Annotated in this window: 22 protein-coding genes; 19 read left to right on the top strand and 3 right to left on the bottom strand. The window is 62.2% G+C overall.

Annotated elements, in window-relative coordinates; translation table 11 throughout:
• The 10 genes from ftsY to hutH all read left to right on the top strand — a co-directional run.
• The coding region (ftsY, locus tag BN1137_RS06670) for a signal recognition particle-docking protein FtsY (RefSeq protein ID WP_232306901.1) at nt 1–1,313 on the top strand (1,313 nt) is incomplete at its 5' end.
• A gap of 70 nt (nt 1,314–1,383) precedes the next feature.
• Complete coding sequence (gene ftsE / locus BN1137_RS06665) at nt 1,384–2,055, top strand: cell division ATP-binding protein FtsE (protein WP_033131646.1); 672 nt, start codon at nt 1,384–1,386, stop codon at nt 2,053–2,055.
• Between the two features lie 100 nt (nt 2,056–2,155).
• A complete protein-coding gene (gene ftsX, locus BN1137_RS06660) occupies nt 2,156–3,109 on the top strand; it encodes a permease-like cell division protein FtsX (protein WP_050717826.1) in 954 nt (317 codons plus the stop codon).
• Nucleotides 3,110–3,572: 463 nt separating this feature from the next.
• Nucleotides 3,573–4,427 carry an RNA polymerase sigma factor RpoH gene (gene rpoH / locus BN1137_RS06655; RefSeq protein WP_050717825.1) on the top strand — a complete coding sequence of 285 codons (855 nt, stop codon included), beginning with the start codon at nt 3,573–3,575 and terminating at the stop codon, nt 4,425–4,427.
• A gap of 214 nt (nt 4,428–4,641) precedes the next feature.
• A complete protein-coding gene (gene can / locus BN1137_RS06650; RefSeq protein WP_042642783.1) occupies nt 4,642–5,301 on the top strand; it encodes a carbonate dehydratase in 660 nt (219 codons plus the stop codon).
• Nucleotides 5,302–5,312: 11 nt separating this feature from the next.
• Complete coding sequence (hutC, locus tag BN1137_RS06645; protein ID WP_050717824.1) at nt 5,313–6,017, top strand: histidine utilization repressor; 705 nt, start codon at nt 5,313–5,315, stop codon at nt 6,015–6,017.
• A gap of 154 nt (nt 6,018–6,171) precedes the next feature.
• On the top strand, nt 6,172–7,407 hold the full coding sequence (gene hutI, locus BN1137_RS06640; RefSeq protein ID WP_050717823.1) for an imidazolonepropionase: 1,236 nt from the start codon (nt 6,172–6,174) through the stop codon (nt 7,405–7,407).
• A complete protein-coding gene (gene hutG, locus BN1137_RS06635) occupies nt 7,400–8,368 on the top strand; it encodes a formimidoylglutamase (protein ID WP_050717822.1) in 969 nt (322 codons plus the stop codon). Before hutI ends, hutG begins: the two co-directional genes overlap by 8 nt.
• 55 nt (nt 8,369–8,423) lie before the next feature.
• Nucleotides 8,424–10,127, top strand: a complete 1,704-nt coding sequence (gene hutU, locus BN1137_RS06630; protein WP_050717821.1) for a urocanate hydratase — start codon at nt 8,424–8,426, stop codon at nt 10,125–10,127.
• 1 nt (nt 10,128) lies between these two features.
• Nucleotides 10,129–11,661 carry a histidine ammonia-lyase gene (gene hutH / locus BN1137_RS06625; protein WP_050717820.1) on the top strand — a complete coding sequence of 511 codons (1,533 nt, stop codon included), beginning with the start codon at nt 10,129–10,131 and terminating at the stop codon, nt 11,659–11,661.
• Between the two features lie 80 nt (nt 11,662–11,741).
• On the opposite strand, the gene BN1137_RS06620 is transcribed toward hutH, so the two are convergent.
• Together BN1137_RS06620 and BN1137_RS06615 are read right to left on the bottom strand one after the other, a co-directional pair.
• On the bottom strand, nt 11,742–12,839 hold the full coding sequence (locus BN1137_RS06620; RefSeq protein ID WP_050717819.1) for a calcium:cation antiporter: 1,098 nt from the start codon (nt 12,837–12,839) through the stop codon (nt 11,742–11,744).
• 206 nt (nt 12,840–13,045) lie between these two features.
• Nucleotides 13,046–14,557: an EAL domain-containing protein gene (locus BN1137_RS06615; RefSeq protein WP_050717818.1), complete on the bottom strand. Its 1,512-nt coding sequence runs from the start codon at nt 14,555–14,557 to the stop codon at nt 13,046–13,048.
• A gap of 522 nt (nt 14,558–15,079) precedes the next feature.
• Between BN1137_RS06615 and BN1137_RS06610 the strand changes: the two genes are divergently transcribed.
• Nucleotides 15,080–17,008, top strand: coding sequence for an EAL domain-containing protein (locus BN1137_RS06610; RefSeq protein WP_050717817.1), 1,929 nt, complete (start codon nt 15,080–15,082; stop codon nt 17,006–17,008).
• 22 nt (nt 17,009–17,030) lie between these two features.
• Here BN1137_RS06610 and BN1137_RS06605 read toward each other — a convergent pair whose 3' ends face one another.
• Nucleotides 17,031–17,978 (bottom strand): 1-aminocyclopropane-1-carboxylate deaminase/D-cysteine desulfhydrase, encoded by a 948-nt coding sequence (locus tag BN1137_RS06605; protein ID WP_083443386.1) that lies wholly within the window; start codon nt 17,976–17,978, stop codon nt 17,031–17,033.
• 70 nt (nt 17,979–18,048) lie between these two features.
• Here BN1137_RS06605 and BN1137_RS06600 point away from each other — a divergent pair, with 70 nt between their 5' ends.
• The 8 genes from BN1137_RS06600 (at nt 18,049) to mshE (ending at nt 26,306) form a co-directional block, all read left to right on the top strand.
• Nucleotides 18,049–18,912 (top strand): type IV pilus biogenesis protein PilM, encoded by an 864-nt coding sequence (locus tag BN1137_RS06600; protein WP_050717816.1) that lies wholly within the window; start codon nt 18,049–18,051, stop codon nt 18,910–18,912.
• 100 nt (nt 18,913–19,012) lie between these two features.
• Entirely contained in the window at nt 19,013–19,606 is a 594-nt protein-coding gene (locus tag BN1137_RS06595; protein WP_050717815.1) for a PilN domain-containing protein, read from the top strand.
• Nucleotides 19,606–20,253, top strand: a complete 648-nt coding sequence (locus BN1137_RS06590; protein ID WP_050717814.1) for an MSHA biogenesis protein MshJ — start codon at nt 19,606–19,608, stop codon at nt 20,251–20,253. The genes BN1137_RS06595 and BN1137_RS06590 overlap by 1 nt, the downstream gene beginning before the upstream one ends.
• A gap of 10 nt (nt 20,254–20,263) precedes the next feature.
• On the top strand, nt 20,264–20,608 hold the full coding sequence (locus BN1137_RS06585; RefSeq protein ID WP_050717813.1) for a SctD/MshK family protein: 345 nt from the start codon (nt 20,264–20,266) through the stop codon (nt 20,606–20,608).
• Nucleotides 20,609–20,678: 70 nt separating this feature from the next.
• Nucleotides 20,679–22,361: a pilus (MSHA type) biogenesis protein MshL gene (gene mshL / locus BN1137_RS06580; protein ID WP_050717812.1), complete on the top strand. Its 1,683-nt coding sequence runs from the start codon at nt 20,679–20,681 to the stop codon at nt 22,359–22,361.
• Between the two features lie 225 nt (nt 22,362–22,586).
• The gene (locus tag BN1137_RS06575) at nt 22,587–23,477 is read left to right on the top strand and encodes an ExeA family protein (RefSeq protein ID WP_050717811.1); all 891 of its coding nucleotides are present in this window, start codon (nt 22,587–22,589) and stop codon (nt 23,475–23,477) included.
• Complete coding sequence (locus tag BN1137_RS06570) at nt 23,474–24,562, top strand: tetratricopeptide repeat protein (protein WP_050717810.1); 1,089 nt, start codon at nt 23,474–23,476, stop codon at nt 24,560–24,562. Before BN1137_RS06575 ends, BN1137_RS06570 begins: the two co-directional genes overlap by 4 nt.
• Nucleotides 24,563–24,593: 31 nt before the next feature.
• A complete protein-coding gene (mshE, locus tag BN1137_RS06565) occupies nt 24,594–26,306 on the top strand; it encodes an MSHA fimbrial ATPase MshE (RefSeq protein WP_050717809.1) in 1,713 nt (570 codons plus the stop codon).
• Nucleotides 26,307–26,309: the final 3 nt, after the last annotated feature.

Raw genomic sequence — 26,309 nt, 5'->3', positions numbered from 1 at the left:
AAGCCGCTCGCATTGCCGCCGAGGTACAGGCTGCGCAAGCCGCTCGCATTGCTGCCGAAGCGCAGGCCGCTGAAGCCGCCCGCATTGCCGCCGAGGCCCAGGCTGCGGAGACCGCTCGTATTGCCGCTGAGGCTCAGGCCGCGGAAGCCGCTCGTATTGCTGCCGAGGCTCAGGCTGCGGAAGCCGCTCGTGTTGCTGCCGAGGCTCAGGCTGGGGAAGACGCTCGCATTGCTGCCGAAGCGCAGGCTGCGGAAGAAGCCCGTATCGCCAAAGAGGCCCAGCGAGCGGACGATCTTCGCCTGATCGCCGAGATGGAGGCCGACGCCGCCGCCCTGGCTGCCCTGCCGTTGGCCGCCAAGGTGGATGACGATACTCAGGACAAGCCGCAGCGGGAGGGCTTCTTCGCTCGCCTCAAGCGCAGTCTGGTGCGCACCCGGGAAAATATCGGTTCCGGCTTCTTCGGCCTGTTCCGTGGCAAGAAGATCGACGACGAGTTGTTCGAGGAGCTGGAAACCCAGCTGCTGACGGCAGATCTGGGGGTCGACACCACCAGTCGCATCATCGAGGGTCTGGTGCAGCATGCGGATCGCAAGCAGCTCAAGGATGCCGAGGCGCTCTACGGCCTGCTCAAGCAGGACATGGGCGAGATGCTGGCTCAGGTCGAGAAGCCGCTGGTGATCGACACCAGCAAGAAGCCCTATGTGATCCTGATGATCGGCGTCAACGGGGTGGGCAAGACCACCACCATCGGCAAGCTGGCCAAGCAGTTCCAGGCCGAGGGCAAGAGCGTCATGCTGGCCGCCGGTGATACCTTCCGTGCCGCCGCCGTTGAGCAGCTGCAGGTGTGGGGTCAGCGCAACAACATCCCGGTGATCGCCCAGCATACCGGCGCCGATTCTGCCTCCGTCATCTATGATGCCATCGAAGCCGCCCGCTCCCGCGGGGCCGACGTGCTGATCGCCGACACCGCCGGCCGCCTGCAGAACAAGAGCAACCTGATGGAAGAGCTCAAGAAGGTGGTGCGGGTGATGAAGAAGCTGGATGCCGAGGCGCCGCACGAGATCATGCTGACCCTGGATGCGGGCACCGGCCAGAACGCCCTGAGCCAGGCCAAGCTGTTCAGCGAAGCGGTGGGGCTGACCGGCATCACCCTCACCAAGCTCGATGGGACAGCCAAGGGTGGCGTCATCTTCGCGGTGGCTGACAAGTTCCAGATCCCGATCCGCTACATCGGGGTGGGCGAGGGGATCGACGATCTGCGTCCCTTCGTCGCCAATGACTTTATCGAGGCACTCTTCAGTCGCGATGAGTAAGCTCAGGCATGATCAGTAAACGCCACAGGCCCCGACTCAGGTCGGGGTTTGTCAATGTCAGGGATCCGTTATGATTCGTTTCGATAAGGTCAGCAAGGTATACAGCGGTGGCCACCAGGCGCTGCAGAAGGTCAGCTTCCACCTGCGCAAGGGGGAGATGGCCTTCCTGACCGGCCATTCCGGGGCGGGCAAGAGTACCCTGCTCAAGCTCATCAGCGTAATGGAGCGGCCAACCGATGGCCGGGTCTTCTTCCATGGCGACGATGTCAGCCAGATCAAGCGGGGCCAGATCCCCTATGTACGTCGCCAGATCGGCATGATCTTCCAGGATCACCGGCTGCTGATGGACAGAACCGTATTCGACAACGTGGCCCTGCCACTGGTGATCGACGGCTATAGCCATGCCGACATCAACAAGCGGGTGGCGGCGGCGCTGGACAAGGTAGGTCTGCTTGGCAAGGAGCGCTATCAGCCACGCATGCTGTCCGGTGGTGAGCAGCAGCGAGTTGGCATCGCCCGCGCCATCGTCAACAAGCCGCCGCTGCTGCTGGCGGATGAGCCGACCGGTAACCTGGATCCCCAGCTCTCCATGGACATCATGCGATTGTTCGAGGAGTTCAACCGTTTCGGGGTTTCTGTGTTGATCGCGACCCACGATCTGGGGCTCATCGCCCGCATGCGCTATCGCACCCTGACCCTCAAGGCGGGGCGCATGTATTCGCAAGAGCAGGAGGAGAGCTGATGGCTACTGTTGCGCGTCATAAACAGCCTCTGCTTGGGCGGCTATCGCTGGTATTTCGGGTGGCTCATGTCGTTGATGCCGGGCACGGGGAGGAGATCTGATGGCTATCGTTCGTCATAAACAGCCATTGTTACGTCGGATGGCCATGTACTGGGTGGATCATACCCGTCAGGCCTTCTCCAGCATGGGGGAGCTGTGGCGTAACCCGCTCGCCTCCCTGATGACGCTGGCGGTGCTCGGCGTCAGCCTGGCGCTGCCCTCCTGCTTCCACGTGTTGCTGAAGAATGCCGAGGTGGTGGAAGGCAGCTGGCAGACCAGCTCCCAGATCTCCCTCTATCTGCGCAAGGATCTGCCGGAACAGAGCATTCTCGATATGAAGCAGCGGATCCTGCTATATCCAGAGGTGGAATCAGTCACTTATATGAGTCGGGACGAGGCGCTGAAGGAGTTTCGCGAGATCTCCGGCTTCGGCGACGCTCTCGACTACCTCGACAGCAACCCGCTGCCGCCGGTGCTGAGCGTGATCCCGGATCCGCGCTGGCAGAACCCGGAAGGGGCCGCCGAACTGCTCGCCAAGCTGGAGAATGAACCCGGCATCGAGCAGGGCAAGCTGGATCTGCAGTGGTTGACCCGCTTGCAGGGCATCATGAACCTGCTGCGCCACACCATCACCGGCATCGCCGTGTTGCTGCTCTCCGCCGTGCTGCTTATCGTCGGCAACACCCTGCGTTTGAATATCCTCAACCAGCGCTCCGAGATCGAAGTGCTCAAGCTGGTGGGGGCGACCGATGCCTTTATTCACCGCCCCTTCCTCTATACCGGTATCTGGTTCGGGGTCATCGGCGGCATGCTGGCCTGGTGGTTGACCGAGGTGATGGTGATCTGGAGTGAGGGCGTGGTAAAGGAGCTGGCCGGGCTCTATAACAGCAATTTCCGGCTGGTGGGCATGGGGGCGGTCGATGGCTTCAACCTGATACTGCTCGGGGCCTTGCTGGGGCTGATTGCGTCCTGGTTTTCGGTGCATCGGCATATCCGCGACATCGAACCCTCCTGATTGTGTGATCCTGTCCGCAAAGCGCTGGATTTTGAGAACGGGATCGCGTAAAAAAGTGGCCGTTTCTGGCACGGCCACATTTCTCAGAGTAATCTGAATGATACCTGCCTTCAGGATCTTACCTGAGTCCTGTGAACCTTTTGATTTATAAGCAGTCTATTAAGTGCGACAGAATGTATACGGGTATGGCCCCTCTGCCTTGCTCGTCTGACTTGGCAAGCATGTGAAGGTTGCGAGCTCCGCAACAATGGACTTAGCATGCTACTTTTCGGGGGTCCTTCACTGTGACCCCTTTTTTTTGACTGTTCATTTATGATTCATCCCGTCGGCCTAAGATAAGCCGGGTTCAGGCTGGGACTGATGTTTGACTTATGTTTGATGCGGGCCGCAGAATGGCGTCCGGTCGGTAGACAGACCCTCTCAGGGTGTTAGACTGATTCGATTGAAAAGTAAGAGGTAGAACATGGGAACTTCATTGCAACGCACTATGGCCCTGATTCCGCAAGGTAGTCTGGAAGGCTATATCCAGGCAGTTAACTCTATTCCGGTGCTGAGCGCAGAGGAAGAGCGTGAGCTGGCGACGCGTTTGCAGCAGGGTGGCGATCTCGAGGCTGCTCGTCAGCTGGTCATGTCGCACCTGCGTTTTGTCGTTCACGTGGCCAAGAGCTATGCCGGCTACGGCTTGCCTCAGGCTGACCTGGTGCAGGAAGGCAACATCGGTCTGATGAAAGCGGTCAAGCGCTTCGACCCGAGTGTCGGCGTGCGACTGGTCTCCTTCGCCGTGCACTGGATCAAGGCCGAGATCCACGAATATGTCCTGCGCAACTGGCGCATGGTCAAGGTGGCCACCACCAAGGCGCAGCGCAAGCTGTTCTTCAACCTGCGTAAATCCAAGAAGCGTCTGGGCTGGTTCAGCCACGACGAGGTGCAGGCCGTGGCTGCCGAACTGGGGGTTTCCCCGACCGATGTGACCGAGATGGAAGCACGGATGAGCAACTACGATCAGGCGTTCGATCTGGTCGGTGATGATGAAGACGAAGGTGGCTTCGCCCCTGTCCACTATCTGGAAGACAAGTCTTCGGATCTGGCCGCCACCATAGAGAACGACAACTGGGACAACCATGCTTCCCGTCGTCTGAGCGCCGCGTTGGCGACTCTGGATGAGCGCAGCCAGCACATCATCCGCGCCCGCTGGCTGGATGAGGAGAGCAAGACCACCTTGCAGGAGCTGGCCGATACCTATGGTGTCTCCGCAGAGCGGGTGCGTCAGCTTGAGAAAAATGCCCTCAAGAAATTGAAGGATGCGATGGACTCCTGAGATCGTTCGCAGGGCGGAAGCGTCAGCTTGAGAAGAACGCGCTCAAGAAACTGAAAGACGCCATGGATGCCTGAGGGCATGCTCCAACACAAAACAGGGCCTGATGGCCCTGTTTTTGTATCCGCCTCATCAGATCGGATCTGTTGTTGCACCTTGCCCCCAATCCCGTTGAATATGGTATGTTGCCGCCATTAACACTCTAGGGAGAGCAGAAGTGAAACTGTTGAACGACTTGTTTACCAATAACCGCGAGTGGGCGGAACGGATCAAGGCCGAAGATCCCGAGTTCTTCGCTACCCTCTCCGCCCAGCAGGCGCCCGAGTACCTCTGGATCGGTTGCTCCGACAGCCGGGTTCCGGCCAACCAGCTGATGGGCCTGCTGCCGGGGGATGTCTTCGTCCACCGCAACGTCGCCAATCTGGTGGTGCATACCGACTTCAACTGCCTCTCGGTGCTGCAATACGCGGTCGAAGTGCTCAAGGTGAAACACATCATCATCTGCGGCCATTACGGCTGTGGTGGCGTGCTGGCGGCCATGCGCAACGAAGAGCTTGGGCTCATCGACAACTGGCTGCGCAACATCAAGGATGTCTACTTCAAGTACCGTGAGCAGCTGGATGCCATCGAAGATGAGCACGAGCGCCACGACTACCTGTGCGAGCTGAACGTGGCCGAGCAGGTGGCCAACGTCTGCCACACCACCATTATTCAGAACGCCTGGCGCAAGGGTCAGGAGCTGGCGGTGCATGGCTGGATCTATGGCATCAAGGACGGCCTGCTGCACGATCTGGATCTCTGCATCAGCGGCCCGGATCAGATCGCGGATGTCTATCGCGCCTGGCCGGACATGCGTCCTCCCCACCGTCGTCGCTGAGGATCCTGCCGTTGGCTCCCGCCCTCTACCTGCAGATCAAGCAACACATCCTCGACGGGATCCGCGAACGCCACTATCAGGCGGGGGATCGGATCCCGACCGAGGCGGCTCTGTGCGAGCAATTTGCCGTGAGCCGGATGACGGTCAACAAGGCGCTGCGCGAGCTGGTGACAGAGGGCTGGCTCCATCGCAGCGCGGGCTCCGGCAGCTTCGTGGCGGACCGGCGGGCCGAGTCTCCCCTGCTGGCGATCCGCAACATCGCCGAGGAGATCGCCGAGCGGGGCAGTCAATACAGCGCCAGGGTGATCCGCCTGCAACGCCAGGCCGCCGACGAGAAGGTGGCGGTGCGGCTCGGGCTACGAGTGGGTGCGCCGACCTTTCACAGTCTCATCGTCCATCAGGCCGATGGGGAGCCGCTGCAGCTGGAGGAGCGTTTCGTTGATGCACAGCGCCTGCCGGGCTATGGCGAGCAGGACTTCACCCAGCTGACACCGAACAGCTATCTGATGGAAATCTGCCCGCTCTCCGAGATGGAGCATGTGGTGGAGGCTGTGCTGCCGAGCGCCGGTGAGGCCGGCTTGTTGCAGGTACGGGTCGATACCCCCTGCCTGCTGCTGCATCGTCGCACCTGGTCGGATGGCTACCTGGTCTCCTATGCCCGCCTGCTCTCACCCGGTTCCCGCTACAAGCTGACTTCCAAGGCACGCTTAGCTTAATTGTGTATACATATCTTGTTTGCAAAGCCCACCCTTAGGTGGGCTTTTTTGTGCTTAAACTCTAATGAAATGGCTGTTATCAAGATGTGAACTCGATCCTATCTTTCTCGCCAGGGATCGGCTATAAATTATTGTATATACATTTGAGGTCGCTATGAACAAGGAACTGTTGAACTGCGAGCGGGTCTGGCTCAACGTAATGCCCGCCACCCTGCGCCCCGATCTGGCGGACTATGGCCTGCTGGAGCCTCACGCCCTCGGCGTCCACGATGGCAAGATCCACGCCTTGGTGCCCATGCAGGATCTCAAGGGACCTCATCCCGCCCATTGGCGGGATATGAAGGGCAAGCTGGTGACCCCCGGTCTCATCGATTGCCATACCCATCTCATCTTTGCCGGCAGCCGCGCCGAAGAGTTCGAGCTGCGCCAGCAGGGCGTGCCTTATGCCGAGATTGCCCGCAAGGGCGGTGGCATCCTCAGCACGGTGCGCGCGACCCGCGCCGCCAGCGAGGATCGGCTCTATGAGCTGGCCGTGCCGAGGATCAAGTCTCTGATCCGGGAGGGGGTTACCACGGTCGAGATCAAGTCTGGCTACGGTCTCACCCTGGCGGATGAGCTCAAGATGCTGCGGGTCGCCCGCCGCCTTGGGGAGTCGCTGCCAATTCGGGTCAAGACCACCCTGCTGGCCGCCCATGCGGTACCGCCTGAATATCGCGACGATCCCGATTCCTGGGTCGAGACCATCTGCCAGGAGATCATCCCGGCGGCGGCCGAGGCCGGTCTGGCGGATGCGGTGGATGTTTTTTGCGAACATATCGGCTTCTCCCTGGCCCAGACCGAGCAGGTCTATCTGGCGGCGGATCAATACAATTTGGCGGTGAAGGGGCACATGGATCAGCTCTCCAATCTGGGGGGCAGTACGCTCGCTGCCCACTTCGGTGCACTCTCGGTGGATCACCTCGAGCATCTGGACGCGACCGGGATCCAGGCGCTGGCCCATCGCGGCGTGGTCGCCACCTTGTTGCCTACCGCGTTCTACTTCCTAAAAGAAACCAAGCTGCCCCCGGTCGAGGCGTTGCGCCGCGCCGGGGTACCGATGGCGGTCTCCTCCGACATCAATCCGGGTACGGCGCCCATCGTCTCCCTGCGCATGGCCATGAACATGGCCTGCACCCTGTTCGGCCTGACGCCGGTCGAAGCCATGGCCGGGGTGACCCGCCACGCCGCCCGCGCACTCGGCGAACAGGAGCGATTGGGGCAGTTGAGAGTGGGCATGCTGGCCGACTTTCTGGTCTGGAACTGCGCCCATCCAGCCGAGCTCAGCTATCTCATCGGCGTCGATCAGCTGGTGAGCCGGGTGGTGAATGGTGAGGAGACCCACCATGGCTGAGTGGCACAACATGGACATGTCCGTCTGGCAAGGGCGCCGGGATCCGGAAGATGGCGAGCTGGCCCTGCGCTGGCACGACAAGGTACAACCCTGGCAAGAAGCGCAGTCCGGGCAAGCGAATGCCACCCCTGGCGTGGCCCTGGTGGGTTTTGCCTGTGATGAAGGTGTGCGCCGCAATAAGGGGCGGGTAGGGGCCGCCGCCGCCGCCGAAGCTATTCGCAAAATGCTGGCCAACAGCGCCTGGCATCTGAGTCAGCCGGTTTACGACAGCGGCGATCTGCACTGTGACGATGGCGATCTCGACGCGGCTCACGGTCGGCTGGCCGAACGGGTCGCCCGCCTGCTGGATGAGGGCCATTTCCCGCTGGTGCTCGGCGGTGGTCACGAGGTGGCGTTCGGCAGCTGGAGCGGCCTCAATCGCCACCTTCTGCAACAAGCGGGTGGCAAGGGCAGGGTCGGCATCATCAACCTGGATGCCCACTTCGACCTGCGCATGAAACAGGAGCAGGCAAGCTCCGGCACCCCCTTCTTCCAGATAGCCGAGCAGTGCGCCACCCAGGGCACCCCCTTCCACTACGCCTGTCTCGGGGTGGCTGAGACTGCCAACACCCAAGCTCTGTTTGCTCGCGCCGAGGCGCTGGGGGTCTGGCATGTGCTGGACGAGGCCATGACCCAGGCCAATCTGCCCGAGTTGTTCAATGGGCTGGATGCCTTTATCGCCCGCTGTGATCACCTCTATCTCACCATCGATCTGGATGTGCTGCCCGGCACCGTGATGCCGGGGGTGAGCGCCCCCGCCGCCCGTGGCGTCGAGCTGGCGGTCATCGAACCCCTGATCGCCCATATCCGGGCCAGCGGCAAGCTCCGGCTTGCCGATTTGGCCGAGTACAACCCGAGCCTGGATCAGGACAACCGCAGCGCCCGCGTGGCCGCCCGCCTAGTCCATCAGTTAACCAAGTAGCGATCTGCCGAGGGCAGGTCGCAATGCTGCTGCATTGATAAAACAAGGAGTGTGTATGTCTGAGCAACACCAGGATCCTCGTCACGATCCGAGCCGCGTGATCCGCGCCCCGCGCGGTACCCAGCTCACCGCCAAGAGCTGGCTCACCGAGGCGCCGCTGCGGATGCTGATGAACAACCTGGATCCCGAGGTCGCCGAGCACCCCCAGTCCCTGGTGGTGTATGGCGGCATCGGTCGAGCCGCTCGCAACTGGGCCTGTTTTGATAAGATCGTCGAGGTGCTGACCCGACTGGAGGAAGACCAGACCCTGCTGGTGCAATCCGGTAAGCCGGTCGGGGTGTTTCAGACTCACAAGGACGCGCCACGCGTGTTGATTGCGAACTCCAACCTGGTACCGCACTGGGCGAACTGGGAGCACTTCAACGAGCTCGATAAGAAGGGGTTGATGATGTACGGCCAGATGACGGCCGGCTCCTGGATCTACATCGGCACCCAGGGCATCGTACAAGGCACCTACGAGACCTTCTTCGCGGTGGCGAACCAGCACTTCAATGGCGAACCCGCCGGGCGCTGGATCCTGACCGGTGGTCTGGGCGGCATGGGCGGTGCTCAGCCGCTGGCCGCCACCATGGCAGGCTTCTCCATGATTGCGGTGGAGTGCGACGAGACTCGTATCGATTTTCGCCTCAAGACCCGCTACGTCGACAAGAAAGCCCGCAGTCTGGATGAGGCGCTGGCCATGGTCGAGGATGCCAAGCAGAGCGGCACCGCCGTCTCCGTCGGCCTGCTCGGCAACGCAGCCGATGTCTTCGCCGAGCTGGTGGCTCGTGGCATCACCCCGGACGTGGTGACCGACCAGACTTCGGCTCATGACCCCATCCACGGCTATCTGCCCCAGGGCTGGAGCGTCCCTCAGTGGCGCGAGCTGCAAAAGAGCGCCCCTCAGGAAGTAAATCAGGCCGCCCGCCACTCTATGGCCCGCCAGGTCGAAGCCATGCTGACCCTGCAGGCTCGTGGTGCCGCGACGCTGGATTACGGCAACAACATCCGCCAGATGGCACTGGAGGAGGGGGTGAAGAACGCCTTCGACTTCCCCGGCTTCGTGCCCGCCTACATACGTCCGCTGTTCTGCGAGGGCATAGGCCCCTTCCGCTGGGTGGCGTTGTCAGGGGATCCGGAAGATATCTACAAGACGGATCAGAAGGTCAAGGAGTTGATCCCGGACGACCCCCACCTGCACAACTGGCTCGACATGGCCCGCGAGCGCATCGCCTTCCAGGGCCTGCCGGCGCGGATCTGCTGGGTCGGGGTCAAGGATCGGGTGCGTCTCGGCCTCGCCTTCAACGAGATGGTGAAAAACGGTGAGCTGAAGGCGCCCGTGGTCATCGGTCGCGATCACCTGGATTCCGGCTCTGTGGCCAGCCCGAACCGTGAGACCGAGTCCATGATGGATGGCTCGGATGCGGTCTCCGATTGGCCGTTGCTCAATGCCCTGCTCAACACCGCTGGCGGTGCGACCTGGGTCTCCCTGCACCACGGTGGCGGGGTCGGTATGGGCTTCTCCCAACATTCAGGCGTGGTCATCGTCTGCGACGGCACGGATGACGCCGCCAGACGGGTCGGCCGGGTGCTGCGCAACGATCCGGCCACCGGCGTGATGCGTCACGCGGACGCGGGTTACGAGATTGCTATCGATTGTGCCCATGAGGCGAAACTGGACTTGCCCATGCTGGCTGCTGCCCGCAAAGGAGTAAAATAAGATGTTTGAACTCAATCTGTTACCGGGCAAGCTCTGCCTCGCTACCCTGCGCCGCGTCAGCCGTGAGCCGGTCCATATCAGCCTGGACTCGTCCGCCCTGCCGGGGATCCACGCCTCTGCCGCCGTGGTCACCAAGGTGATCGAGCAAAACCGGGTGGTGTATGGCATCAACACGGGTTTTGGTCTGTTGGCCAACACCCGCATCCCGGTGGAGCAGCTGGACGAGCTGCAGCGCTCCATAGTGCTGTCCCATGCCGCCGGCATCGGCGAGTACATGGATGACGCTACTGTGCGGTTGATGATGGTGCTCAAGGTCAACTCCCTGGCACGCGGCTTCTCCGGCATCCGGCTGGAAGTGCTGGAAGCCCTGATGCGACTGATCAATACCGAGGTCTATCCGGTGGTGCCGAAGAAGGGCTCCGTCGGCGCCTCCGGCGATCTGGCACCCCTTGCTCACATGAGCTGTCTGCTCATCGGGGAGGGCAAGGCTCGCCACAAGGGCGAGTTGATGGACGCCGCCAGCGCCCTCAAGATTGCCGGGATCGCGCCCATCTCCCTGGCGCCGAAAGAGGGGTTGGCGCTGCTCAACGGCACCCAGGCCAGCACGGCGTTTGCGCTGGAGGGGCTGTTCCACGCCGAGGATCTGTTTGCCGGCGCCATCACCATCGGTGCCATGAGTGTGGAGGCGGCGCTCGGCAGCCGTCGTCCGTTCGATGCCCGCATCCACGAAGTACGGGGTCAGCGCGGCCAGATCGACGCGGCCATCTGCTATCGCCAGCTGCTGGTGGATGGCAGCGAGATCGGCATGTCCCATCACAACTGCGAGAAGGTGCAGGATCCCTACTCACTGCGCTGCCAGCCTCAGGTGATGGGTGCCTGCCTGACCCAGATCCGCCAGGCGGCCGAGGTGCTGGTGTGCGAGGCCAATGCGGTCTCTGACAACCCGCTGGTGTTCGCCGAGGACGAGGAGATCCTGTCCGGCGGCAATTTCCACGCCGAGCCGGTGGCTTTCGCCGCCGATAACCTGGCGCTGGCCATCGCCGAGATTGGTTCGCTCTCTGAGCGCCGCATGGCGCTGCTGATCGATTCGCGCATGTCGGGCCTGCCCGCCTTCCTGGTCAACAACGGTGGCGTCAACTCCGGCTTCATGATTGCCCAGGTCACCTCGGCGGCGCTCGCCTCCGAGAACAAGAGCCTGGCCCACCCGGCCTCGGTGGACAGCCTGCCCACCTCGGCGAATCAGGAGGATCACGTCTCCATGGCCACCTTCGCCGCGCGCCGGCTGGCGGATATGGCGGAGAACACCCGCGGCATCCTGGCGGTCGAGTTGCTGGCAGCCGCCCAGGGGCTGGATTTCCGTGCCCCACTGCGCAGCACCGAGCTCATCGAGCTGGCCAAGGGACGGCTGCGTAGCCAGGTTAGCTTCTACGACAAGGACAGGTACTTCTCGCCGGACATCGAAGCCGCCGCCGCCCTGCTGGGCGCCGCCAGCTACAACGACCTGATCCCGGCCGGGGTGCTGCCGAGCTTCTGAGCCAACGGGGATCATCACCGATGACACCTAACAAAAGACCGCCCCTCGGGGCGGTCTTTTCGTCTCAGGCAAGGGGTTTGCTAGGTCCGCTCGAACATCAGGAACAGATAGACCACGAACAACACCAGATGAGTGGCGCCGTGCAGCACATTGGTGCGACCGCTGCTGAAGGTCACCTTGCAGACCATGAGGGTGGTGATCAGCAGCACCATGTCGGCAGGAGAGAGGCCGAGGCGCACTTCCTGATCCAGCATGGCGCCGATAAACAGCACGGCCGGTACGGTGAGCGCTATGGTGGCCAGCACCGAGCCGAAGTAGAGGTTCATGGCTCGTTGCAGCTGGTTGTTGAAGGCCGCCTTGATGGCGCCGACGGCCTCGGGCGCGAGCACGATACAGGCCACGATGAAACCGCCAAGGGCCGCCGGGGCGTCCATCACGTGGACTCCGTAGTTGATGGGGATGGCGAGGGTCTTGGCCAGCAGGATCACCACCAGCAGATAGGCGAGCAGCAGCAGGGTGTGGTAGACGTTGCTGTGCAGTATGCCGTGGTGCTCTTCGTGATCCTCGTTATCGCTGTCGACGAAGAAGTGGCTGTGGCTGCGCGTCTGGATCAGCAGAAAGACGCCGTAGAGCAGGATGGAGATGATGATCAGCATCCAGGACATGGCGCTGGACATGCTGCCAAGATTACCCCCTTCGGTGAAGTTAGGCAGCACCAGGCAGAGCAGGGCCAGCGGTATAATGGCCACCAGATAGGATTTCACCCCATCCAGATTGAAATTCTGAGTGTGATAGCGCCAGCCGCCAAACAGCAGGGTGAAGCCCACCAGGCCGTTGGTCACCAGCATCACCACGGCAAACATGGTATCGCGGGCCATCACCGGGTTGGGATCGCCGGTCAGCATGACGGAGGAGATCATCACCACTTCCAGCGAGATGACCGACAGGGTCAGGATCAGGGTACCGAAGGGTTCGCCCAGCTTGATGGCGAGGGCATCCGAGTGACGCACCACCGAGAAGATGGCCCAGGTGACGATGGCGAGCAGGGCCAGCGATACCGGCAGGTAGATTGCAAGGGGGGTCGCCTCTGTCAGCAGGTCACTCCCCAGCGTCTTGAAAAACAGCAGGGTCAGCAGGCCAGCTGGCAGGGCAATCTCTTGCCGGATAAATGACTTCATAGGCAGCGGTTCTCATCTCAGGGCGGCGCAGGCCGACGGGGAACGGGGATCAGTTCGCGTGATGCATGGCGAACCTGACACATGATAAGGGACGGGCGCCCGGTTCGTGAAAATTCATTTCACTGATGGCGGTATGGTGAGCGCAATTGCTAGCCGGCGAGTGCCTGCGGGCCACATCTTGTGCCCACAGGAGGGGGATGGAGCTATTAGCCTCGTGCCTGTTGCCAGTCAAGCAACTCCGGCAGCGGCATGGGGCGGCCGAACAGATAACCCTGGATGAGATAGACGCCATGCTGGCCGAGGTAGTCGACCTGGGCCTGGGTCTCGACCCCTTCGGCAATCATCTCCATGTCGGATTTCAGGCCAAAGGCGATGATGGCATCCAGCAGGTTACGCTTGGGGTCATCCGTGCCTATGGTGTCGACGAACATCTTGTCGATCTTGATCTGGCGGATGCCGAGCCGCTGCAGATAGGCGAAGCCGCCGTAACCGGTGCCAAAGTCGTCCAGTTTGAAGTGATAGCCCTTCTCCTGTAGCAAGGTGATCTCGCGGTTGGCCGCCTGTATGTCCAGAATGGGCTCGCGCTCGGTGAGCTCGAAGGTGAGGCGGGCAGGGGAAGGCCATTGGTGCCGTTGCAGCTGATTGCGCAGATGAGGGTGTTCGATGTGAGCCGCAACCAGGTTGACGCTGACCCACTGCTCCGGTGCCAGTTGCGGTAGATCGGCGATCACCTTGTCCAGCAACTGCTCCGTCATCGGCAGGATCAACCCCTGTTGCTCCGCATAGGCGATGAAGGCGCCGGGGGAGGTCACGTCGCCATCCCGTTGCCAGCGCAGCAGCGCCTCAAAGCCGACCACCCGTTGGGTGCGACTGTCGACAATCGGCTGGTAGAAGGGGACGAACTCCTGGCGAGCCAGCCCGGTGTGCAGCAATCCCTTGAGGGAGCGTCGATAGCTGCGCAGCAGCCAGTAGCCGGCGAGCAGCAAGGCTCCCAGTGAACCCCCGACCCAGAGTGCTCCCCGATACGCCAGATTCAAGGCATAGGCCTGCAAGGCCTGACCGGACCACAGGGTCTGCTGGACTTTGTTGAACGGCGGGGAGAAGTTCAGGCTCTGGTTGCCGGGCTCGTCCTTGATGGCCTGATCGCCGCGGGGGAAGATCTTGTGGCGCGCGAGCCCCGGTACCAGCGGCCTGAACTCCAGATAGAAGCAGTCGGAGCAGGGTTTCTCCAGGATGGCGTGACTCCAGCTGTTGCTCAGTACCCAGTAAGCCAGGTTGCCTTGCCGTTTGAAGAGCACGACCAGCTCCTGCTCGGTATCAAACTCGGGCATGGTGGCGGTGAGCTCGAATGCATTGTCTTTCGAATCCGGGAGAATGACCGTATTGATGAACGGCAGATCCGGCCCCAGGCTGGAGCAGCCCTTGCCTGACGCCAGCCTCAGCCCCTGCAGGCGGATGTGAGGGCTGTAGTACTTGGGATCCCGCAGCAGCGCCATGTCCTGCACGCCGCAGTCGAAGGCAAAGTGGGCCAGTTGATCCTCGATATTCTTTTCCAGCGTCTGCTGACGCCCCGCCATGGCGGACTCTATCTCGACCCGCTTCTGTTGCAACAGATAGTGGGCGATCGCCTTGCCCATCAACGGGCTCAGCGACAGACAGAGCAGGATGGGGACAGTGAGCAACAGCAGGCTGCTCCAGAGCGGGGAAACACGTTTCAATCTGTACCTGCTCGGTGAGAGAGTGGGATTCAGCAGAGAATGCCATCATAGTTCATTAGTTGTATCGATATGACAACCGCAGAAAATGTTTATACGCTTAATTGCTAACTAAATGATAAATATCAACTTAGCACTATGTGGCTGGTGAAAAATCAATCAGCTACCTGTCATATCTAACAATTGTCCAGCTTATCTGAACTGGTTAGAGTAGCCCTGCGGTTTGACTCACCGTGTGTTCAATACTCCTGTATCTATTTTTGTCAGTAGCACAGAGTGTTAGTTTTGATATTGAGTGTTTCTTTCGGTCCCCTCTGTGGGACCATTTTTCTGCCTGCGAGTCAGCCTTTTCCTGCTTTTCTGCTCAACTTTCCATCATCGACAGCCCCCATCCGGGAGGGCATGCGCCCTGGATTGGCGCGCTCAACCGCTTAATTGTCAAAGCGGGATCTTCATCCGTAGGCGGGTTTTGGCCAAGGCTGATACCATGAGGCCTAATGGATGCTGTCGGCTACGGAAAGGCACATGAAACTGACTACTCAGCTCGTCTCGTTTATTACCCTGTGCGTGATCGCGGCCATGACCATGGTGATGCTCGGCGGGGTGTTCAGTTTTCGCCAGATGGGCATGGAGCTGCAGCAGAACCGGGTCGACTCCCTGGTGGAGATCATCGACAAGCAGCTGGCGGCGGCTGACGATCCACAGGATCTGGCTCGCTGGCTGCCTTCGTTGCTGCGCTCTGCCCATGTGGTCGAGCTGGAAATTCGCCAGGACAAGCAGCGGGTCTACTGGTTTCGCGACGTGCAGCAGCAGACCGATGAGAGCCTGCTGATCCCCTATAGCAAAGCCATCCCCCATCAGCGCGGCATGCTGGCCGATTTCAAGCTGGATCGGCCGTTCAAGGAGTTTGAGTACTCCATGAAAGCCATGTCCGGCATCTCGTTCGGGGTCTTCATCGTCGTATTCGGGCTCTGGTACTCCATTCGCTGGTTGCGGCTGCAGCTGCGCGGCGCCGAGCTGCTGGCGGAGCGGGCCCAATTGATCCTGGATGGCAAGCTCACCAAGCTGGCCCATGATCCGGCCGACGAGTGGCCGGTCTCCGCCAGCCAGGCCATCGATCATCTGCTGGCCGAGCTGGCTGATGCCCGCAAGGAGCGCAGCCGGTTCGACAACTTCATCCGCAGCAATGCCTTCGTCGACAAGACGACCGGCATCGGCAACCGGCTGTTCTTCGACAATAGGCTGGAGAGCGCCATCATGGAGGCGAGCGTGATCAGCGGGGGGGTCATGCTGATCGAGCTGGCGGGGCTGGAGGAGCTGGATCCCGAGTTGAACGGGCGACCGAGCCAGGATCTACTGATGGAGGCGAGCGCCTCTATCGGCACCTTTGTGCGAAAGCACAACGGCGCCCTGCAGGCTCGCTACGCCGGCCAGGTATTTGCCGTGCTGCTGCCCAACATGTCCGAGAGCGAGATGGTGGACGGGGCCAGCCAGTTGCTCAAGAGTCTGCAACGGTTGCACTGGCCCGAGTCGGTCAATGCCGAGACCGCCGTCTATCTCGGCGCCGTCTGTTATCAGGCGCAGGACAGTCTGCTCAAGGTGCAGGAAGAGGCCGAGCTGGCACTCAAGAGTGCACGGCTGCAGGGTCATACCGGCTGGTTCCTCTACGAGAAACAGCTGAATGAGGAGCCGAGCAGCAAGGGCACGGTGCGCTGGCGCACTCTCATTACCCGCCGCATCGAGGAGAAAGGCGTCTATTTCTATCTGCAACCAGTGCAACAGGAGCCAGATCAGGTGGTGTTGCAGCAGGAACTGCTGATCCGCATTCACGACGAGCAGGAGCGGGAACTGCAGGCCGGGGTCTTCATGCCGATGGCGGAGAAGGCGGGTCTGTTGCTGCCGCTGGACAAGCTGGTGGTCGCCCAGACCCTGCGCCTGTTGCGCCAGCGTGCCGAGCCGAGCTGCCCCATCAGCCTGTCGCTCAGTGCCCAGAGCCTGCTCAATCGGGAGTTCCAGCGCACCCTCTTCTTCGACCTGTTCCAGCTGCCGCGCAGCACCAACGAGCGCTTGATCCTGCAACTGTCGGAAGCCCAGGTGACCCGTCACTATGAGGCGCTCAAACGGCCGCTGCGGGCGATGCGCATGCTGGGCTGCCAGCTGGCCATCGATCATGCCGGCCAGGATGTGGTGAGCACCCAATACATCAAGGAATTCGAGATCAACTTCCTCAAGCTCCATCCCAGCCTGGTACGAGAAATTCACAATCGTCAGGTCAACCAGATGGCGGTGCGCAGCCTGGTCGGGGGTTGTGCCAACACCCAGACCCGGGTGATCGCGGTGGGAGTGGAGAGCGGCGACGAGTGGAAGATGCTGCGCCACCTCGGCGTGCATGCAGGCCAGGGTCCCTGGTTTGCCGAGCCGGAGTGGCTGGTGATGGAGATGGCCGAGGCCTGAGCTATGTGTGACAGGGCCGCCGTCAGAGGCGGCCCTGTTCTTTCAGGCCCGCCAGTCCCTGCAGGCCACCGGTATGGATGAACACAATCTCGCTGCCACGGGGGATGCGACCGGCGGCCAGCTCCCGAAATAGCCCCCACATGGCCTTGCCGCTGTAGATGGGTTCGAGCGGCAGACCGGTCTGCGCGTTGAAGGCTTGCACCCACTGCCACATCTCTTGGCTGAATTTGGCATAACCGCCGTCATGGTGATCCAGCGCTATCTGCCAGCCGGGGGTATCGGCGGCCCGGGGGTAAAGGCGGCAAACTTCGTCATGGATGAAGGCACCACCCTTGAGCACGGCGATGGCGAGGATCTGCTCCCGTTCCCGCTTGCCCGCGATGAGGCCGGCCAGGGTGCCGCCGCTGGCGCAGGGCAGTACCCAGAGATCCGGCGAGAAGGGCACCTCGGCGACCAACTCAGCCACCCCGGGAATGGCGAGCGGGCTGCTGCCCCCCTCGGGCACGATCAGGGTATCCGGCGCCATGAACTGGCCCAGCCAGTCGGGATCCTGGCGCCGTCGATAGCTCTGCCGGTCCACAAAAATGAGATTCATGCCCCAGCCTTTGGCCGCGCTCAGGGTGGTATTGCTGACGGCCTCGGCTTCACCGCGTATGATGCCCGTGGTTCGCAGGCCAGCCTGATGACCCGCCGCCGCCAATGCATGGATGTGATTGGAGTAAGCCCCGCCGAATGACAGCAGATGTGTCTTGCCCTGTTCACTAGCCTGTTGCAGATGGTATTTGAGCTTGCGCCACTTGTTGCCGGAGAGGGTCGGATGGATCAAATCATCCCGTTTGCACCAGAGTCGCACCCCCTGGGCATCCAGCAGGGGATGGCTGATCGGTTGCAGTGGCGAGGGGAGCAGGCCCGCTGGCAGCGGCCCACCCCTGGGGGGAATATTGGTGGTGGTCAATGCATCACTTGTCATAAGTCATGGAGGCTAATGGACTGTTTATGTTAAGGTTTAGCTCGTTTCACGCAGCCAGGTGCAGGTCTCGATGAAATCACTCTTCCGCCGCTCCCCTCCCAGCCATCAGGTCGGACTGCTGCTGGCCAGCGATCGCATCTTGCTGGCTTGCATGGGGCAGACCCCGCTATTCACCAGCCGAGCCATCAATGGTCCTCACGACTGGTCGCAGGCCATCGGCGAGCTGTTCAACCAGCATGGGCTGGCCAAGTCTAAGGTGCGGGTGGCGTTGGCCGCCAGCCTTTATCAACAGATCCAGATCGACAAACCCGCGGTGCCCGATGCCGAGATGGCCGGCGCCCTGCCGTGGGCCATCAAGGATTTCGTCAATGAACCCGTGCTGCAACTGGCGATGGACTATGTCGACCTGCCGACGGCCCCTGCGGGACGAGCGCGGATCAACGTGATCTGCGTTCCCAAGAGCCGGGTGCAGCAGCTGGCGGCGGCGGTCAATGGCGTGGCGCAGCTGGATGCCATCGTCAGTGACGAGCTGGCCATGACGGCGCTCTACGAGGCGGATCAGACGGTGCGCATGCTGCTGTGGCAGCCAAAGGGTCAGGATCTGCAACTGCTGGTGTTCCATCAGGGCGGACTCTGTTTCTCACGCCAACTGCGTGGATTTGGCGCCCTGGCCGGCACCCATGAACCCGATCGTGAGTTGCTCGACGCGCTGACGCTGGAGATCCAGCGCTCCCTCGACTACCTGACCGGTCAGCTCAAGCTGCCGGAGCCAGGCCAGATGCAGCTCGCCATCGCCTCCTCTTCCATCGGTATGCTGGTGCGTCATCTGGAGCAGGCGTTCGGCTTCCCTGTCTCTGCCATGGCCAACAAGGCGATCCTTGCGGGGGTGGAATACCTCTCAGCCTATGGCGCGGCCCTGGGAGGTGAGCGATGACCCATGCAGTCAAGCTTTCCGCAATGGCCAACAAGACCACATTCCTGGCCGGGGTGGAGTATCTCTCGGCTTACGGCGCAGCCCTGGGCAGGAGCGAGTGATGAAACGCCATATCAACCTTTACGGTGCCGAATTTCGCCCCCGTCGTCAGTGGGCCAGCCTCAATCAGATGGCGCTGGCGTGGGGGATCTGCCTGCTGTTGCTGGTCATCGTTGCGCTCGGCTACGGCTGGCAGCAACAGGGTGTCAGTCGCGAGCTGGCGCAGGTGCGGGCGGTGCTGGATGTGAGGCGCGGCGAGGCGCAGCGGCTCGACGCCGAACTGGCTCGCCATCTGGCCGATGGCCAGCTGCAGCAGCAGTTGACGGATCGGCAGGAAGAGCTGAATGCCAAGCAGGGGCTGATGCGCCAGCTGGGCACGCTCTCCCTGCAAAAATCCCAGGGCTACGCCGGCGTGATGGCGGATCTCGCCCGTCTGCGTGACCCCCGTCTCTCCCTGCAGCGGATCGAGATAAGCGACGGCCACATCAACCTCTCCGGTCTGGCCGAACGCAGTCAGGATGTCCCCGCCTGGGTGAATCGATTCAAGCAGACGCCCTCTCTGGCGGGCAAGCAGTTTGGCGAGCTGACCCTGAGTCGAGACAAGGGAGGCCAGCTGGCCTTCCAGCTCAGCGGCATCGAGCAGGAGAAGCCCTGATGGACGTGAAAACACAATGGCAGGCACTGGCGCAGAAAATCGCGGCTTTGAGTCTGCGAGAGCGAGTCATGATCCTGCTGACCGGGCTGGTGCTGCTCGGTGCTGCGGGTGTCTATGGCTGGCTGGATGCCGCCGATACCCGTCTCACGGCAGACCGGCAGGCGCTGACGGCGGCCCAGCGGGATCTGGAGATCCTGGAGCTCGAGAATCAGGGTAAGCAGGCTAGATTGGCGCGAGACCCCAATGCGCAGGTGCGCGAGCAGCTTGCCGGGGTGGAGCAGGATCTCGCGAGACTGGACGCCGAGCTCAGGGCCCAGACGGTCGACCTGATCCCGGCCCATGAGATGCCGGCCGTGCTGGAGGCCCTGCTGTCCCGCTCCACCAACCTGCACATGATGTCGCTCACCTCCCTCAAACCCGAACCCCTGATGGCGGGGGAGCAGAAGGCCAATCTGTTCAAGCACGGCATCCGGCTGCAGCTGGAGGGCGGTTACTTCGATGTATACCAGTACCTGAAGGCGCTGGAAGCCCTGCCCCGCCACTTCTACTGGAAGGGGTTTGACTATCGGGTTGTCGAGCACCCCAAGGCGGCGGTGGCGATGGAGATCTACACCCTCAGCACCAGCAAGGAGTTCATCCGTGGCTAACTGGCTGACGATGTATTTGAAAAGATTCACCACGCCAGGTGCCGGCTGGCTGGTGCTGTTGGCCTGCCTACTCGGTTCGCCGGTACAGGCCGAGGTGCTGCAGGATCCCACGGCGCCGCTGGCCGGCACCGGCATGGCAACCGGCCCTGGCAGCAAGGTCGCCGGTTTGCCGAAATTGCAGAGCATCATTCTGGGCAATGGCCCGGCATTGGCGGTGCTCAATGGTCAGAGTTATCGCATTGGCCAGCGGGTCGATGGCTATCAGCTGGTGGCCATCAGCGCCGATTCAGTGGTGCTGGAGAAGGCGGGGAAGCGTCAATCGCTGACCCTGTTTGGCAGCAAGATCAGGATCTGAAGTGGGCCCAACGCGGGATGTCGTGGGCCGGTTTTGTCGAGTTTAATTGCGAGTCAGGTGCGTTAATAACATGAAAAAAAACCATTTTTGTCTGCTGCCCCTCGCATTGGTGGTGGCAGGCTGCACGACCTATAAGCATCCGGAGCCGGTGCAGGCCAAAGATGCCCTCAAGCAGGCCATGGCCGAACAGAACCCGACCGCGCCTCTGACGACCTTGCCCCCCTCGGTGCAAAGCGAACTGTTGCAGCTCAATCGTCCCCAGCAACCCATGGCTGCCCCGGAGAAGCGCCTGCGCATCGCCGCCCATGATGTGGATGCGGTCGAATTCTTTGGCTCCCTGTTCAAGGGCTCTCGCTACAGCGTGGCGGTGCACCCAGGAGTGGCGGGCTCCATCTCGGTGGAGCTCAAGGACGTGACCCTGCAAGAAGCCCTGGCGACGGTCGGCGACATGTATGGCTTCGACGTACAGCGCAAGGGCAACGTGTTTCACGTCTACCCGGCGGGCCTTCGTACCGAGACCATACCGGTCAACTACCTGATGATGGCGCGGCGCGGCATCTCCCGCACCTCGGTCAGCACCGGTGGCGTGACCGCGAACGACAACAACAATAACGGCAATAACAGCAGCTTCGACGACAGCAACAACAATAACAACGGCAACAACAACTTCGGCTCGTCCGGCAACGGTGACAGCAGTAACAACAACAGCAATGGCACCCGGATCGAGACGAACAGCAACAACGACTACTGGACCGATCTGCGCGACTCCCTGCAGACGCTGATTGGCTCCGGTGAGGGGCGGGCCGTCATCACCAGCCCGCAGGCGGGTCTGGTCACGGTGCGGGCCTACCCGAAAGAGCTCAAGGCGGTACGCGAATTCCTGGATCAGTCCGGCGAGCACCTCAAGCGCCAGGTGGTGCTGGAGGCGCGGATCCTCGAGGTCTCCCTCAACGAGGGTTATGAGCAGGGGGTGGACTGGAGCGGTCTCTCCGCTACCTGGGATGGCAACAAGGGCATCACGGGCGGCGGTTCCCTGCTCAATAGCCCGATTGCCAGCACCCCGAACCAGATCTTCCGGGCCCTGGGGGGCGGTGCTGGCTTCACCATCTCCGATGGCAACTTCAACGTGGCGGTCAGCCTGCTCAAGACCCAGGGGGACGTGAATACCCTGTCGAGCCCGCGGGTTACCGCGACCAACAACCAGAAGGCGGTGATCAAGGTCGGTACGGATGAATACTTCGTCACCAACGCCTCGACCACCACCACCACCTCGGGCAACTCGGCTCCCATCGTCACTCCCAACGTGGAGTTGACTCCCTTCTTCTCCGGTATCGCCCTGGATGTGACGCCGCAGATCGATGAGGCGGGTCGGGTGCTGCTGCACATTCACCCCTCCGTTATCGACACCGAGGAGCAGAGCAAGACCATCAACGTGGGCACCGCCGATCCGCTGGTGCTGCCGCTCGCCAAGAGCTCGATCCGCGAGTCGGATACCGTGGTGCAGGCCAACAACGGCGACATCGTCGTCATCGGCGGCCTGATGAAGACCGACAAGCAGGAAATCGTCAGCAAGGTGCCGCTGCTCGGTGATATTCCCTGGGTGGGCGAAGCCTTTACCAACCGCCGCGAGAGCACCAAGAAAGTCGAGCTGGTGATCCTGCTCAAGCCGACCGTGGTGGAGAAAGATACCTGGCAGAAGGAGCTGCAACGCTCCTCCGAGCTGCTCGACAAATGGTATCCGCCCAAGGGTTAAGCCATGAAACTGCTGCGGCCTGTTTCCCATGCCTCCCTGTCTCGGGAGGCCTTATGTACCTGAGCCATGTCGGTTTGCGGGGGGTCTCCTACGGCCTGGTCGGCAGTGGCCGTGATGGGCACTGGGAGGGAGCATGTACCTGAGTCACTTTGGCTTGCGGGGGTTCTCCTTCGGTCTGCTCGGATCCGGTAATGATGCACGGGTCTCTGGCCACTGGGAGGGCGCATGTATCTGAGTCACTTTGGCTTGCAGGAGGCGCCCTTCGGCCTGACCCCGAACACCGGCTTCTACTACGGGTTGCCGCCTCATGAAGAGGCTCTGCAGGTGCTGAACTGGGCGCTGGCGCAGGGGGAGGGTTTTATCAAGGTGACCGGCGAGGTGGGCACGGGCAAGACCCTGCTCTGCCGCAAGCTGCTGAGCGAGCTTGGCTCCGAACAGAAGCCGGTGCGCCTCGCTTGGCTGCCCAATCCCCATCTCAACCCGGCGGAGCTGCGCACCGCCCTGGCGCTGGAGCTGGGCCTGTCGGTACGCGACGGCAGCGAGCTGGATCTGACGGATCGCATCCATCGCCACCTGATCGCCCTGCACCAGCAGGGGCAGCGGGTGGTGGTGCTCATTGACGAGGCGCAGGCCCTGCCGGACGAGACCCTGGAGGCCATTCGGCTGTTCGGCAATCTGGAGACGGAGTCCAGCAAGCTGCTGCAGATAGTGCTGTTCGGTCAGCCCGAACTGGATGCGCGGCTGGCCAAGCCCCACCTGCGTCAATTGCGTCAGCGCATCGGTTTCTCTTACTGTCTGAGGCCCCTGCGCGTTGACGAGGCCCGCGCCTATGTGGAGCACCGGCTGCAGGTCTCCGGCTATCGCGGTGCGGCGCTGTTTGACGGCCGTGCCCTGCGCCTGCTGTGGCGGGCGTCGCGCGGGATACCGAGGCTTATCAATGTGTTGGCCCAGAAGTGCTTGATGCTGGCGTATGGCAGGGGTGAGCGCCATATCGGCACCCGACTGGTGCGCCTCGCCATCCGTGATACCGACGATGCCAGCCATTCCTCTTTTATTCGCTGGTGGCCGCTGCTGTTGTTACTGGGTGGCGCCCTGGCCTACGGAGTCTGGTCATGAGCGTGATCAATCAGATGCTCAAGGATCTGGAGCAGCGCCAACAGGGAGAGAGTGCTGCCATCTACGTGGCGCCGGCACGTCAGCAAGGCTGGTGGATGTTGGTGCTGACCCTGCTGTGCGGGTTGGCCCTCGGCATTCTCGGCTGGCGCACCTGGATCTACTGGCAACAAAGCCATCAATCACAGGTTTCCACTGCCTCACTCACCATATCTCAGTCACAAAGCGATGTTTCCCATATAGAAGCAGCTCCTTCGTCTGCGTACGCCGTCTCAGGCATGCAGGAACCCGCTGTCGTCGCCCTGTCGGCTACACCGCTGATGCCCGCCGCCGCAGAGCAGGGCGACGATGCGCAAGCCTTCGAAGACATGCAAGCAGACGAGGTGACCCCGAGCGACGAGGAGTTGCAGCCGGATCTGCAGGCCGAGCTGGCCGCCGAGCAAGCCGCCGAGCAAGCCGCCGCCGCCCCGCCGCGCAAGCCCGGGGTGCTGAAAATTGAAACCGTGGATCTCTCCGAGCCCGAGCTGGCGGCCCTGGCCGAGCGCAAGGCCACCACCGCCATGGCCAAGGGCCAGATGCGGGAGGCGCAGGATCACTACTACCAGGTGCTGGCCCATGATCCCCACAACCAGGGGGCACGCGAGCAGCTGGCGGGCCTGCTCTATGGCGAGGGTCGGCTGACCGAGGCCGGTCAGGTGCTGGAGGAGGGGCTCAGACTGGAGCCGCAGCAGGCTGATTTTCGCCTGTTGCTGGCCCGGGTGGCCATCAGCGCCGGGGATAAGCCCAAGGCGCTCAACTGGCTGAGCGGCTATCAACCGGAGCTGGCCGCCAATCTGGATTATTACGCGACCTGGGCCGGGCTGACCCAGGAGTTGGGCCAGCATACCCAGGCATCGGACTTGTACGTCAAGCTGCTGCGCCAGCAGCCGGATCAGGGCCTCTGGTGGCTTGGGCTCGGCGTGGCGGAAGATGGCCAGGGCCACAGCCAGCGCGCACTGGATGCCTATCGCAACGCCCAGCTGCACGGCAACCTGGGCGCGGCATCGACCAGCTGGCTGGAACAACGTATCGCCCAGCTCGCCCCCTGATGGGGACACTGTTCACTTTTTTGGAGTTTGCATGGCACAACCCAGACTGAAAATGCGGCTCGGCGACCTGCTGGTGCAAGAGCAGATCGTCTCCGATGATCAGCTCCAGCTCGCCCTGCAGCAGCAGCGCCAGACCGGCCGCAAGCTGGGGACCACTCTCATCGATCTCGGCTTCATCAGCGAGGTGCAGCTGCTGCAGTTCCTCGCCCGTCAGCTGGACGTGCCCTTCTTCGATCTCAACAACCTCACCATAGACGCCGCCGCCGTGGCGCTGTTGCCCGAGGTGCAGGCGCGCCGCTACCGCGCGCTGGCGGTGAACCTCAGCGACGACAAGGTGACGGTGGCCATGTCGGATCCTGCGGACTTGAGCGCCCTCGATGCCATCGCCTCCCTGCTGAGCCCGCGCGAGCTGGTACTCGCCGTGGCGCGGGAAGGCCAGCTGCTTGAGTATTTCGACCGCCTCTATCGCCGCACCCGGGAGATAGAGAACTTCGCGGTGCAACTGCACGAGGAGCATCAGGATACCGGCTTCGAGCTCGGTACCAGTAGCCTCAACGGCGGCGCCGACGAGGGGGAGGCGACCGTGGCCAAGCTGCTGCGCTCCCTGTTCGAGGACGCGGTGCAGGTGGGAGCCTCGGATATCCATATCGAGCCGGACGAGAAGGTGCTGCGCATCCGCCAGCGGATCGACGGCATCTTGCACGAGAACATATTGAACGAGGTGCGCATCGCCCAGGCGCTGGTTCTGCGCCTCAAACTGGTGGCCGGGCTCGACATCTCGGAGAAACGGCTGCCCCAGGATGGCCGCTTCAACATGAAGGTGCGCGGCCGCGACGTGGACGTGCGGATGTCGACCATGCCGGTGCAGTACGGCGAATCCGTGGTGATGCGGCTGCTGGATCAATCTTCCGGCATCCTGTCTTTGGCCGAGACCGGCATGCCGCCGGCGATCCTCACCCGTTTCCGCCGCCAGCTCAAACGCCCCCACGGCATGATCCTGGTGACCGGGCCCACCGGCAGCGGCAAGACCACCACCCTCTATGGTGCGCTCTCGGAGCTCAATCAGGCCAGCCATAAGATCATCACGGTGGAAGATCCGGTGGAATACCGGCTGCCCCGGGTCAACCAGGTGCAGGTCAACGCCAAGATAGGCCTCACCTTCTCCCAGGTGCTGCGCTCCACCCTGCGTCAGGATCCGGACATCCTGCTGGTGGGGGAGATGCGGGACAACGAGACGGTGGAGATAGGGCTGCGTGGCGCCATCACCGGTCACCTGGTGCTGACCACCCTGCACACCAACGATGCGGTCACCAGCGCCCTGCGCCTCATAGACATGGGCGCCCCCGGCTATCTGGTGGCGAGTGCGCTGCGGGCCGTGGTGGCCCAGCGGCTGGTGCGGCGGGTGTGCGAACACTGCGTCGAGACCAGCACGCCGGACGAGGGCCAGGCCACCTGGCTCGGGGTGCTCAGTGGCGAGACGCCGAGTCAGCACGTCTATCACAAGGGTCGCGGCTGTCAGAGCTGCAACTTCACCGGTTACAGCGGCCGGATCGGGGTCTACGAGCTGCTGGAGCTGGATCAACCCATGATGGATGCCCTGCGCCGTAACGATGCGGAAGGCTTCGCCCGGGCTGCGCGGGAGCATGAGCACTACCGGCCCCTGGCACTGACCGCGCTGGACTATGCCCGTGAGGGGATCACCTCGGTGGACGAGGTGCTCAGGCTCGCGGAGGATCTGGGCTAAGCC

The organism is Aeromonas tecta (assembly GCF_000820185.1).
GTDB lineage: Bacteria > Pseudomonadota > Gammaproteobacteria > Enterobacterales > Aeromonadaceae > Aeromonas > Aeromonas tecta.
Note: the sequence above shows the minus strand (reverse complement) of the source record. Positions and strands in the feature narration are given on the sequence as shown.